We start from the raw sequence: 15,934 nt of genomic DNA on the forward strand, positions 1-15,934 counted from the left end.
ACCTCCTCAATATCCGATTGCGATCACCAGCGGAAAGTTAAGCCCTTGATTCCCAGTACCGAACCACTGAGGAAAGAGTTTGATGGTCTCTTTGCTCCAGCTACTCACCTGGTAGACCTGATCGGAAAAGACCGTGTCATTGCCCATGGTCGATACAGAAGGAATCAAACACGCATTGGGAAACGCGAGCGGAAAACTAACCGCTGGATAAGCCACCGATTCGAGACCGCTGACGGGCCCTTTGAACCACTGGATAATCAACCCGCCCAACCAAGTGGGAAACGCGATATACCCCGGCATCCCAAGCGAAATGGAAAACCCCGCGCGCAGTTTTTTCGGCGTCACAACAGCCGCGTCATCCACCCCGGCATTCAGTTGTGCCTGAGTTGCAACCTTGACAGTGCCTTGATTGGTTTCCGTGGCCTGAGCCGCCAAAGGCACCAGGGCCGCAACATCAATGCTTCCCTGGTTAACCGGCGCATTCCAGGCCTTGATGCACCACATTACCGCCAGGTTACGCGGACGGGTTTCACTGCCACCGGTGAAACCCACGTCCTTGAGGACATCAAACGTGGTACCGCCGAGAGCTTTAGCCCCACCGGGGGTGATCTCAGAATTGATACCGGTTTGATTGAGCGGTGTATGAGTGTGGCTCTTGAACGCATCGGCCTGGAAACTGGGAATCGCGCGCCCCGCATCCACTCCCCGCCCATGATCCCAGCCCCGGAAAAACTCCCCTCGCGACTCCGGCAACCGGGTGAACCCGACCGCATCACCCGCGACATTGAATTTCTTCGCCAGATACCCCGCCAGGTCTGGATAAACAGAATCCTTGAACAGGCTGTTATCCACCTCCAGATACCCCGATGGAACGATGCCCAGTGGAAACGGCACCATCGCCCCGACGGGCAACGCCGATGCCTTGGCGATCAACGCCTCAATCTCAAGCTTGGTGTACGTCCCCTTCGCCAACTGCTGCGCCAGATAATCCACCACCCACGCCCGAGTGGCCTTCACCACCGTGTCATCAATCAACAACGTCACATTGGCGGCATTGGTCGTCTCGAAAATCGAGCGAATGTAAAACTCTTTGCCCGCCCCCGACGTCGTCAACACCGGCTTGTATGACTCCGGGTATTTCACGATGGCGTACAAGATCCCGCTATCCGTCCACAACCCGGCTTCCCGCACGTACCAGCCGCCGACATTCGACGGAATGGTGACCTCAGCCAACAGCCAGTTGGCATTTTTCTCATCTTGGAACAGCGCGCTCAACGGCCCACGCCAGACCTCGCGTTTCAGCGCTTTTGCGCTGGCATCGGGGTTGTAGACCGCGCCGTTGCCGTCGCCAACAGAGATTTGCGCAAGTTTGATCGCGACGCCGGCAGCCTTGCAGGCGGTTTCGTAGGCGATCCCCGCGTTAGTGAGCAGCGTGTAATAGTCAGCCATTTAGTGCTCCTGTGGATAAAGGGTAGTGGTTTCGACGGTGTAGAGCCCGGCCGCCAAACAGGTGCGGCCCGTGGCCTCAACGCCGGCCAGCAAGTTCGGGTAGATCGTGGTGAGTTCGCCGCACAGCGTGGCGCCGCCGATGCTGTGGCGGCCCGACGCGCTCAGGCCGACAGAGACCGCGAAGATGTCGCGCTCACTTTTGGCATCGGCCAGGCGTCGATCAAGTCGGAGGTCGGTGGCTTCGCTGTAGGGCAAATCGGTCCAGATCCGGACGACAAAGCTGTAGGGCACACCTCGCGGCGCCTGTTCGTACCAGGCACGTACTTCGGGGCGTAGTTGCAGGCCTTTGACGGCATTTTCCAGGGCTTGGCGAGTGCCAGCCTGGCGGGCGGTGGGCCAGGCGAGTTTGACGGTCAGGCGTTTCTCGGCGTCGGGGGCGGTGGTGCTCCATTCGTTCACCGCGCGGTCCGCTGCCAAGTAGGGCAAAAACGCCGCCGGTGTACGATCCGGGTCCATCAGTTGGGGAAACGGCGGGGCTACCCGCTCCAGCAGGTGACCAAAACCGAGGTCCAGAGCCTTTTCCAGCGGAGAACTGTTGGCGGGCAACAGGCTCGTCTTGGGTTCATTCATAGCGTGCGCACCTCCACCTCGACACCCGTGCAGTACGGGGCCTGGAATGCCGAACTGATGATCGGCGCCAGCGGTTCGAGGATCTGCAGTTGCGCGGCGCCGGCACTGTGGATGGCGTAGTCGATCCAGCTCGGGTCGACCCGACCTTCCAGGCGATGGCAGGAGTCGGCGTAGGTTTGCAGCAGCTGTTGCGCGGCAACCTGGGTCAACCCCGAATCGGGGCCCGCGTTGATTTTGGCGATCACGCGGATCTTGTAACGTTGAATCTGCGCACCTTGAACAGTGACCAGATCGGTCTCCGGCCGCACATCAGGCCTTGCGAAATGTCTGCGCACGCCGTCAAGCAAGTCGGCCGACGCACTGCCATCGCCATCCCTGGAAAGCACCGTAACCATCACCTCGCCAGGTGCGGTGCGGCGACCGTTGCCATCCTTGACTCGCGCCGCATAACCGTCCGGATCGAAGGTGTAGCTGACCGTCACCACGCCCGGCGTGGCGCTTTGCACTTTGACCACCGGCCGCTCGCCAAGGGTGAACACTTCGCGACGATATTGCATACGCGAACCCGCCGCCGGGGCGTGGGGTGCCAGGTAATAGCGCAGGCGCGCGTCGTCATCGCTTTCCAGAGTCGGCGGCACAGGCGGGAAAGCGGCTGTGTCGCCGGGGTCGAGCACCTGGCGCTCCAGGCCCATATCCGCCAGGCGCGCATCCAGATTGCTGCCGGTGGCCCACCACGCCAGCATCTGCTTGATACGCGCGTTGTACTTGCGCTCGTGGGTTTGCAGGCGCACGCAAAACGCTTCCAGGGCCAAGGTCAACAGCTCGCTTTCATTGTCGAGGCTGACTTTGAGCTTGGCCGCACTTTGCGGCGCACGGGCGGCCACGTAATCAACAACGAACGCCTTGAATTGCGCCAGCAACGGCTCGAAGGCGTCGACCGCGATAATCGCCGGTTCCGCCAGTTGGTTCTGGCCAGGGATCAGCATGCTCATGTGATGACCTCGAAAGATTGTTGGCGGTTTTTCCAGGTGCCGGCAAAACGCAGCAACAAACCCGCTCCCTGACGGGTGGCGACGATGACCTGGGGTTGAAAGTCGGCGATGCCGTTCTGGGCGTTGTAGAACGCGTCGGCGGCGTGGCTCTGGGCGAGGATCAACAGGTCATCGCCCAGGTTCTGGCCGAGCAGTTGCGAGATCTTCGAGCCGTACAGCGGGCGCTTCTGGCGAGTGCCCACGGGGGTGGTCAGCGCTCGGGTGGCACGCTGTACGAATTGCAGCCAGTCATCGACCGCTGCCCCGGTGTTCCTATCGATTCCGATCATGGCAAGTCCTTATGCGCTGCTGATCACGCGGCCTTGGTGATCCACCAACGGGCCGCTCAAGTGCACGCCGGCGGCATCCAGCAACAAGCCGGTGGCGCCGAGTTGCAGGGTGATGCTGTCCTTTGTCAGCGCCAGCATGGCGGCGCCGAGGCTGACGTTCAGCTGCTCGCGGGAACCGCTGACGCTGGTCGGCCCGTTGCTCCAGGTGAACGTGTGGCTGGCATCGTCATAGTCACTTTGAGTGCCGTCCTGATAACGACGCCGGGTCAGCGAGGCCACGCTGGAGACTGGCGGAAACAGACTACTGTTGAGTCCGAACAAGGCCACAGACTGCGCCCCTCCTTCCCCACCGCCGTAGTTAAGCAACAGGCATTGCTCACCGACCGAGGGAATGCGGGTCTCGCTCTGTGTACCGGCGCTGGGGTTGAAAAAGCGGATGGCCGGGCTGAGCAGGTCCCCATGACTGACCTTGCAGGTGTTGCTCGCCGCGTCGACCTCCTGGCACACGCCAATCCGGCAGTAACTTTCCGCACGCCGATACAGGTCTTCGAGCTGGGCTTCCATTTCCACCAGGCGCTCGACAATCGGCCCGAGTTGCATGCGCAGTAATGCGTCAAACATGGATTACTCCTGGAGTGGGCGATATTGGTCCGGATCGTTGATGTCGAATACTTCCCAAGTGCGGGCAAACAACGGTTTGCCTGTGGGATCTTCGACGAGGGATGGGCCAAGGTAGAGGGTTTGGCTGAAGGACACGGTCCAGGTGTCGTAGTCCGTATCCCCACCACTCGGCGCGGCAGGCGCCGCGACGATAGCAGTAGGCAAGTCGCACTGGTCCGGTGGCAAACCCCAGCGGTTATCCAGGGCCAGGTCCATCAGTTGGCTGGCCAGGTCACACGCTTCAAAAGGAGCGGACTCGCTGGCGACCATGGCTTTGAGTGAAACCGACAACGCATGAGCCTTGCGCCCTTCAAGAGAGCGAACGCCAGGCCCGTTGCGTTCCATGCTGATCAGTACACCAGTCGTGTCGCCGGGCCCCGTGAAGTCGTGGTGATTACCTACATGCAATTGTGGGAAAGCGCTCTTCAGCGCCGCCTCAATCGCCATAGGCAGTTGGGAGACTTTTTCGATGAGAGTCATTTTTTGCGTCCTTGCGGCGGTTATTGCTGATCCGGGCGGGAGGGCGGGGTTTCGTCGACCCCGATACGCTTGGCCGCCCAACGTTCATAAAGACCGATGGCGACGTCCGCACCGGCCATGGCGGTCAGGCAACCAATGGCGCCGGCGGTCCAGACCGACAGGCCGGCGGCGTACGACAGCATCAATGCCGAAACCCCGCAGACCATGCACGCCCCGGATCGCAGGGCCAGGCGCCGTACCAGCGACCAGCCGCGGGCGCCGTCCTTGTCAGCGCGCCACATTTCGCCGCTGACTCCGCCGATCAAGGCCAGTACGATCACCAGCCAGATTGGCATTTCCGCTAACGCTTGCTGCTCGTTTGTCATGTCACGCCTCCTGGCTGAGCAATGCCGGCAACGTGCCGGTGTGTGGGTACTTCCGTGTGTGGGCAGGCATTCCAAAAAGCCCGGTCGCCCAGGCTTTTCAGTAATGATTTCCACGAACCTTCGGCGCTACTGGCGCAATACGGTTCTTTCCTGAATGTTTTTCCGACCACGATCCCTGTCCGCCGGATAACTGCTTCTGGTGCTTTACGCTGCACACCCGGGTCAGTTGCCAACCCTCTGAACCGTCAAGGCCGGTTCATCGCTGCCTGTTCTTGTATTGCCTTGAAACTAAAGAGCGTCGGCATCCTTGCCGGTGTTACCTGGCGTCCTTGCCATCGCTCGGATGGCGTCCTTGCCGATGTTGCGTGCCTTCCTTGTCTTGACTGGCAGCATCCTTGCCGCCTCCACCAGGCCTTGTTGGCTGGCTTGAGATGAAGAATATGCATGTATGCATATACAGTCAATGCACTAATGCATTTATTTTCAACGCAGACATGCACTGGCGCATTAGAGGCCTTACAGGCAAAGGGTTAGGTGACTTTTGCCAAGCGAAAAAAAACCCGCACGACGGCGGGTTTTGTCTTACGCAAGGAGGTCAGCGGGCGTACATGCCCCACCAGAACACATGACCAAGGATGCTGATCTGTTCATCCTGGATGTCCTGGAAGCTGTAGTCCTCATCCGGATGCTCATCACGGTTGAAACTGCGCAGGCGAATCCCGGAAGGCAGGCGATAGAGCTGTTTGACGCGAAGTTGGCCATTGTGATTGATGGCATACAAGTCGCCATCAACGATGTCACCAATCCCACTCTTGCCCGCATTTACCCCGACCGTCGCCCCATCCCGCAGCACCGGCAACATGCTGTTGCCGCGCACGGTCACACACTTGGCCTGGTCAAACTGCACCCCGTTGTGCCGCAGGCTACGCTTGCCGAACCGCAGGCTGGCGTTTTCGCTTTCTTCGATGACGAATCTTCCTGATCCAGCAGCCAACTCAACCTCGCGTAGAAAGGGGATCGACACCTCGTCGTCATTCACGGGGGTGTCGTCGTCCCAAAGGCTTATGTCCTTGAGTTCCGAATGCGTCGGGCCGCGCGCGTCTTCGCGCAAGACACCCACCGCCACGCGCCCGCGCAGTTGGTCGGTGCTGATGCGGAAGTACTCGGCGATGCGCGAGATGTGTTTGTCCGACGGATCAACGATCTTGCCGTTGAGGATCCGCGACAGCGTGGATTGAGGTACGCCAGTACGCCGGTGAAGCTCCGTGGGGGAGATCCGGTCGCGGTCCAGCAGTTCTCGTAAGACGATAGAAACGTTGCGTTTTTGCATAACGCGAATAATGAAGGGGGTTTTGGGGGTTGGCAAATGCAAATTTGCATATTGTGTGCGTCGATAGATGTGTATTAGGTGAAGTTGCGACCAGTAGGGCGGTATGAATCGTGTAATAGCCTTGCGCATATCGCTGAAGATGAGGGCCGGTTGCTGGAACAGGCAGCGCATCCCGTGGACGGCAGCATGACTCCTGCTGAGACTGAGGTTCTTTCGATCAAGCTAGGCCTGTCCCAAGGGGTGAAACGCTCTTTTGCCGACTTTATTCGTGATGCAAAATCCGATCAGAAAAAGCGTGTTTACCGTGAAGTACTCACCGAGGCGACCAAGCAACAAAACCTCGTGATGATGAAGGCTGAGACGAAACGAGCCTGACTACCTACATGCCAACGACTTCCCGAAGCCCGGCCCTGCGCCGGGCTTTTTATTGAGTCAACGGTTACCCCGGACGTACCGCTACGAAGCCCCGACCTCGCGTGTTAACCTTGCCGCCATTGCAAAATCAGCAGGGCCGAGCGCCCCCTTTGCCCCACTCATTTCAACGAATTTGCCTACTATCCAATGAGTAAAAACACTTCCGACCTGTCCTCCCACACCCCGATGATGCAGCAGTACTGGCGACTCAAAAACCAGCACCCTGATCAGCTCATGTTCTACCGCATGGGCGACTTCTACGAGATCTTCTATGAAGATGCGAAGAAGGCCGCCAAGCTGTTGGACATCACCCTGACTGCCCGTGGGCAATCGGCTGGGCAGTCGATTCCGATGTGTGGGATTCCTTACCATTCGTTGGAAGGTTATCTGGTCAAGCTGGTGAAGTTGGGCGAATCGGTGGTGATCTGTGAGCAGATCGGCGACCCAGCCACCAGCAAAGGGCCGGTGGAGCGTCAGGTGGTGCGCATTATTACGCCGGGGACGGTGAGTGATGAGGCGCTGCTGGATGAGCGTCGCGACAACCTGATTGCGGCGGTGTTGGGCGATGAGCGTTTGTTCGGCCTGTCGGTGCTGGACATCACCAGCGGTAACTTCAGCGTGCTGGAAATCAAGGGCTGGGAGAACCTGCTGGCAGAACTGGAGCGTATCAATCCGGTGGAGTTGTTGATCCCGGATGACTGGCCGAAGGATTTGCCGGCGGAAAAGCGTCGTGGGGCCAAGCGTCGTGCACCGTGGGATTTCGAGCGTGATTCGGCGCTGAAAAGTCTGTGCCAGCAGTTTTCCGTGCAAGACTTGAAGGGGTTCGGCTGCGAAACCCTGACCCTGGCCATTGGCGCTGCCGGTTGCCTGCTCAGCTACGCCAAGGAAACCCAGCGCACCGCCCTGCCGCACTTGCGCAGCCTGCGCCATGAGCGCCTGGACGATACCGTGGTGCTCGATGGCGCCAGCCGTCGCAACCTGGAGTTGGACACCAACCTGGCCGGCGGGCGCGATAACACCCTGCAATCGGTGGTCGACCGTTGCCAGACCGCCATGGGCAGCCGCTTGCTGACCCGCTGGTTGAACCGCCCGCTGCGGGATTTGAGCGTGCTGCAGGCGCGTCAGTCGTCCATTACTTGCCTGCTGGACGGCTATCGCTTTGAAAAGCTGCAGCCGCAGCTCAAGGAAATCGGCGACATCGAACGCATCCTGGCGCGGATCGGCCTGCGCAATGCGCGCCCCCGTGATTTGGCGCGCCTGCGCGATGCCCTGGGTGCACTGCCGCAATTGCAGGCCGCGATGACCGATCTGGACACGCCGCACCTGCAACAGCTGGCCGTGACCACCAGCACCTACCCGGAACTGGCGGCGCTGCTGGAAAAAGCCATCATCGACAACCCGCCAGCGATCATTCGTGACGGCGGTGTGCTGAAGACCGGTTACGACAGCGAGCTGGACGAGCTGCAAGCCCTGAGTGAAAACGCCGGGCAGTTCCTGATTGACCTGGAAGCCCGCGAAAAAGCGCGTACCGGCCTGGCCAACTTGAAGGTCGGCTACAACCGTGTGCACGGCTACTTTATTGAGTTGCCGAGCAAGCAGGCAGAGTCGGCGCCTATCGACTATCAACGTCGCCAGACCCTCAAGGGCGCCGAGCGCTTTATCACTCCGGAGCTCAAAGAGTTCGAAGACAAGGCGCTGTCGGCCAAGAGCCGTGCACTGGCTCGGGAAAAGATGCTGTATGAAGCCTTGCTTGAGGACTTGATCAGCCAATTGGCACCGCTGCAAGACACCGCCGCCGCCCTGGCGGAGCTGGATGTGTTGAGCAACCTCGCCGAACGTGCGCTGAACCTTGACCTGAACTGCCCGCGTTTTGTCAGCGAGCCGTGCATGCGCATCGTGCAGGGCCGCCACCCGGTGGTAGAGCAAGTGCTGACAACACCGTTCGTCGCCAACGACCTGTCGCTCGACGACGACACCCGCATGCTGGTAATCACCGGTCCGAACATGGGCGGTAAATCCACCTACATGCGTCAGACCGCGTTGATCGTGCTGTTGGCGCATATCGGCAGCTTTGTGCCGGCGGCCAGTTGCGAGCTGTCCCTGGTGGACCGCATCTTCACCCGGATCGGCTCCAGCGATGACCTGGCCGGTGGCCGTTCGACCTTCATGGTGGAAATGAGCGAAACCGCCAACATCCTGCACAACGCCACCGAACGCAGCCTGGTGCTGATGGACGAAGTCGGTCGTGGCACCAGCACCTTCGACGGCCTGTCCCTGGCCTGGGCGGCAGCCGAGCGCCTCGCGCATCTGCGCGCCTATACATTGTTCGCCACCCACTACTTCGAACTGACCGTATTGCCGGAAAGCGAGCCGCTGGTGGCCAACGTGCACCTCAACGCGACCGAGCACAACGAGCGCATCGTGTTCCTGCACCACGTGCTGCCAGGGCCGGCGAGCCAGAGCTACGGCCTGGCCGTGGCGCAACTGGCCGGCGTACCGAACATCGTGATCAGCCGCGCCCGCGAGCACCTCAGTCGCTTGGAAACCACGGCGCTGCCCCATGAAAACGTGGTCGCCAGCCCCGCCAAAGCCACGAGCAAAAACGCCGCGCCGCACCAGAGCGATATGTTCGCCAGCCTGCCTCACCCGGTGCTGGATGAATTGGCAAAGCTTGACCTGGATGACTTGACGCCGCGAAAAGCGCTCGAAATGTTATATGCACTGAAGACTCGGATATAACGCTGAGGCTTGCAAGCTGGTAGACTCTCGCGCGGTTTGGGATGCTGCGGGCTCTTAGCCTGGTCCGCAGACTACCACTCCCGAACCTCGCGAGCCCTGCCACAAAGGGTTTCGCCGCCGCCGCCTGAGGAGAGAATTAGAAATGACCTTCGTCGTCACCGACAACTGCATCAAGTGCAAGTACACCGACTGCGTGGAAGTATGTCCGGTGGACTGCTTCTACGAAGGCCCGAACTTCCTGGTCATCCACCCGGACGAGTGCATTGACTGCGCCCTGTGTGAACCGGAATGCCCGGCCGTCGCAATTTTCTCCGAGGACGAAGTCCCGGCAGGTATGGAACAGTTCATTCAGCTCAACGTCGAGCTGGCGGAAATCTGGCCAAATATCACCGAGAAGAAAGATTCGCTGCCAGATGCAGCTGAATGGGATGGCAAGCCCGGCAAGATCGCCGATCTGATTCGCTGATCGGTTTGCTACGACTTAAAAGGCCCTCAAGGGCCTTTTTTGCGTTTTGCAGGCTAGGGTTCACTTTTCTACAGGCAAAAAAAAGGGGCGGTATGACCCGCCCACATTTTTTCCCTAGTCCCTGTATTCCTTTTCATCATCCTGATGAATCGCATCCTGCGACGTTCCTTCAAACCATCGTTCCTTGATGGCTGTGTCAATCCGTGGACACGGGGCCGATCTTAAAGAGTTCCAAAGGAAGTTCAACGGCAACCCAGCCGCCGGCCGAGAGATTTGCGCGTCAGAACAAAAGTAAATAATTGTTATTATTCAATAGGATAGAAAACAACCCGAGTGTATCGAGACGCCCATGGCGGCTAAAAAAACCAAACACTTACGAGAAAGTAAGTAATTGCTTACACGAGCAATTGCGTAAAAGCGTAACTGGCAGGCCTTGAGCGCTCTTCAGACATGAAAAAGCCCCGACACCGTCGAGGCTTTTCTCCTTCACGTCGCTTAGTCGTCGCTGACGGTAATCGTCGGCATTGCCGGTGAAGCCGCTTCCTGCAGGACGATCCGCGCGCCTACGTGGCGGGCCAGTTCCTGATAAATCATGGCAATCTGGCTGTCAGGCTCGGCGACAACGGTAGGCTTGCCTCCGTCGGCCTGCTCACGAATCAGCATGGACAACGGCAACGAGGCCAGCAGCTCGACCCCGTACTGGGTGGCCAGCTTCTCGCCGCCGCCCTCGCCGAACAGATGCTCGGCGTGACCGCAGTTGGAGCAGATGTGCACCGCCATGTTTTCCACGACGCCCAGCACCGGGATGTTGACCTTGCGGAACATCTCCACACCTTTTTTCGCGTCCAGCAGCGCCAGGTCCTGGGGCGTGGTGACGATCACAGAGCCGGCCACCGGGACTTTCTGCGCCAGGGTCAGCTGGATGTCGCCGGTGCCTGGCGGCATGTCGATCACCAGGTAATCCAGGTCGCCCCAGGCAGTCTGGGTTACCAGTTGCAACAGCGCGCCGGAAACCATCGGGCCGCGCCAGACCATCGGCGTGTTGTCGTCAGTGAGGAAGGCCATGGACATGACTTCCACGCCCAGGGACTCAATCGGCACAAACCATTTCTGGTCCTTGACCTTCGGTCGGGTGCCTTCGGCGATGCCGAACATCACGCCTTGGCTCGGGCCGTAGATGTCGGCGTCGAGAATACCCACGCGGGCGCCTTCACGCGCCAGGGCCAACGCCAGGTTGGCGGCGGTGGTGGATTTGCCGACGCCGCCCTTGCCGGAAGCGACAGCAACGACGTTCTTGACATTGGCCAGGCCCGGAATCTGCGCCTGGGCCTTGTGCGGTGCAATCACGCACTGGATGTCGACCCTGGCCGAGCTCACGCCGTCCAGGCCTTCGATCGCCATCTGCAGCATCTGCGCCCAGCCGTTCTTGAACAGACCGGCGGCATAACCCAGTTCCAACTGGACCGACACCCGCTCGCCCTCGATCTCGATGGCGCGCACACAGCCGGCACTGATCGGGTCCTGGTTCAAATAGGGGTCGGTGTACTGGCGAAGAACGGCTTCCACCGCTGCGCGATTCACGGCGCTCATGGGCTACTCCCGAAAAAGACTGACTGAAACAGGCGGCTATCCTAACCGTTCCTATGGCTCAACGGCATGCTTTCGCAGGTTTGGAAGATGTTGAAACAGCGCCACGGGGTGAAATATATTTCCCGGCGCTTTATAGTGGCCGACCTCCGTTTCATCAAGTAGCCGAGCCCCATGTCCGAGCCACGCAAGATCCTCGTCACCAGCGCCCTGCCCTATGCCAATGGTTCCATCCATCTTGGCCATATGCTTGAGTACATCCAGACCGATATGTGGGTGCGCTTCCAGAAGCATCGCGGCAACCAATGCATCTATGTCTGCGCGGACGACGCCCACGGTTCGGCCATCATGTTGCGCGCCGAAAAGGAAGGCATCACCCCGGAACAACTGATCGCCAACGTGCAGGCCGAACACAGCGCCGACTTTGCCGAGTTCCTGGTGGATTTCGACAACTTCCACTCGACCCACTCCGAAGAAAACCGCGAGCTGTCGAGCCAGATCTACCTGCGCTTGAAGGATGCCGGGCACATCGACCAGCGTTCGGTCACCCAGTATTTCGACCCGGAAAAGAAGATGTTCCTGGCCGACCGCTTCATCAAGGGCACCTGCCCGAAATGCGGCACCGAAGACCAGTACGGCGACAACTGCGAAAAATGCGGTGCGACCTACGCACCGACCGAGCTGAAGGATCCGAAGTCGGCGATCTCCGGCGCCACCCCGGTGCTCAAGGATTCCCAACACTTCTTCTTCAAGCTCCCGGACTTCCAGCAGATGCTGCAAACCTGGACCCGCAGCGGCACCCTGCAGGACGCCGTGGCGAACAAGCTCTCCGAGTGGCTCGACAGCGGCCTGCAACAGTGGGACATCTCCCGCGACGCGCCGTACTTCGGCTTCGAGATCCCGGGCGAGCCGGGCAAGTACTTCTATGTGTGGCTGGACGCGCCAATCGGCTACATGGCCAGCTTCAAGAACCTGTGTGATCGCACCCCGGAGCTGGACTTCGACGCGTTCTGGAACAAGGATTCCACCGCCGAGCTGTACCACTTCATCGGCAAGGACATCGTCAACTTCCACGCCCTGTTCTGGCCGGCCATGCTTGAGGGTTCGGGCTACCGCAAGCCGACCGGCATCGCCGTGCACGGCTACCTGACGGTCAACGGCCAGAAGATGTCCAAGTCCCGTGGCACCTTTATCAAGGCGCGCACCTACCTGGACCACCTGTCGCCGGAATACCTGCGCTACTACTACGCCTCCAAGCTGGGCCGTGGCGTAGACGACCTCGACCTGAACCTGGAGGACTTCGTACAGAAGGTCAACTCGGACCTGGTAGGCAAGGTCGTCAACATCGCCAGCCGTTGCGCCGGTTTCATCCACAAGGGCAACGCTGGCCTGCTGGTGGCCGAAAATGCCGCACCGGAACTGACCGACGCGTTCCTGGCCGCCGCACCGAGCATCGCCGAAGCCTATGAAGCCCGCGACTTTGCCCGCGCCATGCGCGAAATCATGGGCCTGGCCGACCGCGCCAACGCCTGGATCGCCGACAAGGCACCGTGGTCGCTGAACAAGCAGGAAGGCAAGCAGGCGCATGTCCAGGCGATCTGCGCCACCGGCGTCAACCTGTTCCGCCAGTTGGTGATCTTCCTCAAGCCGGTGCTGCCGCTGCTGGCCGCCGACGCCGAGGCGTTCCTCAACGTTGCGCCGCTGACCTGGAAGGACCACGCGACCCTGCTCAGCAACCATCAGTTGAACGAGTTCAAGCCGCTGATGACCCGCATCGACCCGGTCAAGGTCCAGGCCATGACCGACGCATCGAAAGAAGACCTGGTCGCCAGCCAGACCGACACCGGCTCGGCTGCGCCAGTAGGCAATGGTGAATTGGCCAAAGACCCGATCTCTGCGGAAATCGACTTTGACGCTTTCGCCGCAGTCGACCTGCGTGTCGCGCTGATCGTAAAAGCCGAAGCCGTGGAAGGTGCCGACAAGCTGCTGCGCCTGACGCTGGACCTTGGCGGCGAGCAACGCAACGTGTTCTCCGGGATCAAGAGCGCTTATCCGGACCCGTCCAAACTCGATGGTCGCCTGACCATGATGATCGCCAACCTCAAGCCACGGAAAATGAAGTTCGGCATCTCCGAAGGCATGGTGATGGCGGCCGGTCCTGGCGGTGAAGAGATCTACCTGCTGAGCCCTGACAGCGGCGCCAAGCCCGGTCAACGGATCAAGTAAGCCTGCAAGACGGCCCTGTCGCTTCGGCGACAGGGCTTTTCAGCTAGTTCCCCCTTCTCGCTTGCCGGATAATCAGACCCTGTTTGTCTAACCTACCGGCACGCCAATGATCACAGCATGAACCTCATTCAACGTATCGACGCGCTGCTACCGCAGACCCAATGCGGCAAATGCGGGCACCCCGGATGCAAGCCTTACGCAGAGGGCATCGCCAGCGGCGAAGCCATCAACAAGTGTCCGCCTGGTGGACAGGAAACCATCGCCGGCCTGGCGCACTTGCTGAACGTGCCGGTGCTGGCGCTGGATACCTCCCGTGGCGAAGCTGCGGCGCAGATTGCGTACATCCGCGAAGCCGAGTGCATCGGCTGCACCAAGTGCATCCAGGCGTGCCCGGTGGATGCGATTGTGGGCGCCGCCAAGTTGATGCACACAGTGATCGTCGACGAATGCACGGGTTGTGATTTGTGTGTGTCGCCGTGCCCGGTCGATTGCATTGAAATGCGCCCATTGGTCAGCGTGCTGCCGATCGTGGGAGGTCTGGCAGCCAATGATCACGAGCGCCACGAACGCAGCCTCAAGCGTGACCGGGCACGGCGTCGCTACGAACAACGCAACGCGCGCTTGCAGCGGGAAGAGGAGCATCGGCTCGCCGAGCGCCAGGCACGGACCAAACGACCGGCACCGATGGAAACCGCGCCGGTAGATGCCCTGCAAGCGATTACGGACGCAGCGGTGAAGAAGGCCAAGATTGAGGTGGCGATGAGCCGCGCACAGCTGCACAAGTCCTTGAAAGCCTTTGGTCATCCACCGACCTTTGAACAGCAATCTCAGTTGATCGTCCTGCAACAGCAGTTTGAGGCCGCTGAACGCGCATTGGCTGCACTGGAACCAGACAGCACGCCAGCAATGCCACGGTCGCCCGTGAATACTGCCGAACTCAAACGCGCCAAAATCCAGCTGGCGATGCGCCGCGCCGAGCTGAAGAAAGCGCAGGATCGGCTGGCCGCCCCGCAAGAACTGGCCGACGCACAAAACCGGCTCGATGAAGCGCAACGTCAAGTCGATGCCCTGGGCACGTGACCTGCAACGTTGAGACGGGTCAGCAACTGTTTGCTGCATTGCGCTCACGCTAGGGTTGTTACGCGGCGAGGCAGACACCACTTTGATGCCTACCGGGTTTATGCTGCTGGGGTTACTACTGGCAGGGGGCCCGGCCTGGACCCTTTTCACCTTCACGCTGAACACCGGCAAGGAACCACTCGTCCCATGAACGCCGTAAAACGCCTGGAAATTTTCCGCAGGTTTCACGAAGACAATCCGGAACCCAAAACCGAACTGGCCTACTCCTCGCCGTTCGAGCTGCTGATTGCGGTGATCCTGTCGGCACAATCCACCGACGTAGGCGTCAACAAGGCCACGGCCAAACTGTACCCGGTAGCCAACACGCCAGCGGCAATCCATGCCTTGGGTGTCGATGGGTTATCGGAGTACATCAAGACGATCGGCCTCTACAACAGCAAGGCCAAGAACGTGATTGAGACCTGCCGGATGCTGGTTGAGCTGCACGGCGGTGAAGTGCCACAAACTCGCGAAGCGCTGGAAGCCCTCCCCGGTGTAGGGCGCAAAACCGCCAATGTTGTGCTCAACACCGCGTTCCGACAGTTGACCATGGCGGTAGACACGCACATTTTCCGGGTCAGTAACCGAACTGGTATCGCCCGCGGCAAGAACGTGGTCGAGGTGGAAAATCAATTGATGAAGTTCGTGCCCAAGCCGTATCTGCTCGACTCCCATCACTGGCTGATCCTGCATGGGCGCTATGTTTGTCAGGCGCGCAAGCCGCGCTGCGGCAGCTGTCGCATCGAGGACCTGTGCGAATACAAGGACAAGACATCAGACGATTGAGCAATCATTGGTTTTTTTGATCTGTCGATTGAAAAAATCTTTTTTACCCATTCATGGATTATCGTTATAAGGAGCGCCAACGGCAGTCTTAGCCCGGAGTGAACCTTATGAGCACTGGCAAAGAACAATTGGATGTAGAAGACGACCTCGTTGCAGAGCCGGATGACGATGGCGAAGCCCCCGTTGCGGAGGTGGCCAAGACCAATCTGAGCAAACGTCGCACTATCGACAATCTTCTGGAAGAGCGACGCTTGCAAAAACAACTGGCCGATTACGACTTCGACCTCTGACCTGGCCGTTGACGACCAGAAGCCTCCCTGACGGAGGCTTTTTTCCAACGAGTACTCTGGTTACCTATCAGC

The 15,934-nt window shown here is 59.8% G+C and carries 16 protein-coding genes; 7 read left to right on the plus strand and 9 right to left on the minus strand.

Annotation, left to right across the window (positions count from 1 at the left end; genetic code table 11):
- Nucleotides 1-6: 6 nt before the first annotated feature.
- From OPU96_RS11685 to OPU96_RS11720, 8 genes are all read right to left on the minus strand, one after another.
- Nucleotides 7-1,449 carry a phage tail-collar fiber domain-containing protein gene (locus OPU96_RS11685; protein WP_226455920.1) on the minus strand — a complete coding sequence of 481 codons (1,443 nt, stop codon included), beginning with the start codon at nt 1,447-1,449 and terminating at the stop codon, nt 7-9.
- Nucleotides 1,450-2,079, minus strand: a complete 630-nt coding sequence (locus OPU96_RS11690; RefSeq protein ID WP_305392155.1) for a phage tail protein I — start codon at nt 2,077-2,079, stop codon at nt 1,450-1,452.
- Nucleotides 2,076-3,071 (minus strand): baseplate J/gp47 family protein, encoded by a 996-nt coding sequence (locus OPU96_RS11695; RefSeq protein WP_226455922.1) that lies wholly within the window; start codon nt 3,069-3,071, stop codon nt 2,076-2,078. Before OPU96_RS11695 ends, OPU96_RS11690 begins: the two co-directional genes overlap by 4 nt.
- Nucleotides 3,068-3,400 carry a phage baseplate protein gene (locus OPU96_RS11700; RefSeq protein WP_498559102.1) on the minus strand — a complete coding sequence of 111 codons (333 nt, stop codon included), beginning with the start codon at nt 3,398-3,400 and terminating at the stop codon, nt 3,068-3,070. The genes OPU96_RS11695 and OPU96_RS11700 overlap by 4 nt, the downstream gene beginning before the upstream one ends.
- 9 nt (nt 3,401-3,409) lie before the next feature.
- Entirely contained in the window at nt 3,410-4,021 is a 612-nt protein-coding gene (locus OPU96_RS11705) for a phage baseplate assembly protein V (RefSeq protein ID WP_498559103.1), read from the minus strand.
- 3 nt (nt 4,022-4,024) lie between these two features.
- Nucleotides 4,025-4,540, minus strand: a complete 516-nt coding sequence (locus tag OPU96_RS11710) for a hypothetical protein (RefSeq protein ID WP_192297295.1) — start codon at nt 4,538-4,540, stop codon at nt 4,025-4,027.
- A gap of 20 nt (nt 4,541-4,560) precedes the next feature.
- On the minus strand, nt 4,561-4,905 hold the full coding sequence (locus OPU96_RS11715; protein ID WP_226455925.1) for a phage holin family protein: 345 nt from the start codon (nt 4,903-4,905) through the stop codon (nt 4,561-4,563).
- 595 nt (nt 4,906-5,500) lie between these two features.
- Nucleotides 5,501-6,235: a LexA family transcriptional regulator gene (locus OPU96_RS11720; RefSeq protein WP_498559104.1), complete on the minus strand. Its 735-nt coding sequence runs from the start codon at nt 6,233-6,235 to the stop codon at nt 5,501-5,503.
- A gap of 150 nt (nt 6,236-6,385) precedes the next feature.
- Here OPU96_RS11720 and OPU96_RS11725 point away from each other — a divergent pair, with 150 nt between their 5' ends.
- From OPU96_RS11725 to fdxA, 3 genes are all read left to right on the plus strand, one after another.
- The gene (locus OPU96_RS11725) at nt 6,386-6,610 is read left to right on the plus strand and encodes a hypothetical protein (protein ID WP_226455927.1); all 225 of its coding nucleotides are present in this window, start codon (nt 6,386-6,388) and stop codon (nt 6,608-6,610) included.
- A 186-nt stretch (nt 6,611-6,796) separates the two neighbouring features.
- Complete coding sequence (gene mutS, locus OPU96_RS11730; RefSeq protein ID WP_192297298.1) at nt 6,797-9,388, plus strand: DNA mismatch repair protein MutS; 2,592 nt, start codon at nt 6,797-6,799, stop codon at nt 9,386-9,388.
- 142 nt (nt 9,389-9,530) lie between these two features.
- On the plus strand, nt 9,531-9,854 hold the full coding sequence (gene fdxA, locus OPU96_RS11735; RefSeq protein WP_192297299.1) for a ferredoxin FdxA: 324 nt from the start codon (nt 9,531-9,533) through the stop codon (nt 9,852-9,854).
- A gap of 495 nt (nt 9,855-10,349) precedes the next feature.
- Here the strand turns inward: fdxA and apbC are convergent, their stop codons facing one another.
- Nucleotides 10,350-11,444 carry an iron-sulfur cluster carrier protein ApbC gene (gene apbC, locus OPU96_RS11740; protein ID WP_226455943.1) on the minus strand — a complete coding sequence of 365 codons (1,095 nt, stop codon included), beginning with the start codon at nt 11,442-11,444 and terminating at the stop codon, nt 10,350-10,352.
- Nucleotides 11,445-11,615: 171 nt separating this feature from the next.
- On the opposite strand from apbC, the gene metG reads away from it, so the two are divergent.
- The 4 genes from metG to OPU96_RS11760 all read left to right on the plus strand — a co-directional run bounded on the left by metG (nt 11,616) and on the right by OPU96_RS11760 (nt 15,862).
- Nucleotides 11,616-13,667, plus strand: coding sequence for a methionine--tRNA ligase (metG, locus tag OPU96_RS11745; RefSeq protein WP_498559105.1), 2,052 nt, complete (start codon nt 11,616-11,618; stop codon nt 13,665-13,667).
- A 117-nt stretch (nt 13,668-13,784) separates the two neighbouring features.
- Nucleotides 13,785-14,747, plus strand: a complete 963-nt coding sequence (rsxB, locus tag OPU96_RS11750; protein WP_498559106.1) for an electron transport complex subunit RsxB — start codon at nt 13,785-13,787, stop codon at nt 14,745-14,747.
- A 186-nt stretch (nt 14,748-14,933) separates the two neighbouring features.
- A complete protein-coding gene (gene nth / locus OPU96_RS11755) occupies nt 14,934-15,572 on the plus strand; it encodes an endonuclease III (protein WP_192297303.1) in 639 nt (212 codons plus the stop codon).
- Nucleotides 15,573-15,679: 107 nt separating this feature from the next.
- Nucleotides 15,680-15,862 carry a PA3496 family putative envelope integrity protein gene (locus OPU96_RS11760; RefSeq protein ID WP_192297304.1) on the plus strand — a complete coding sequence of 61 codons (183 nt, stop codon included), beginning with the start codon at nt 15,680-15,682 and terminating at the stop codon, nt 15,860-15,862.
- Nucleotides 15,863-15,934 lie beyond the last annotated feature (72 nt).

It is taken from the genome of Pseudomonas sp. RP-B7, assembly GCF_059803535.1.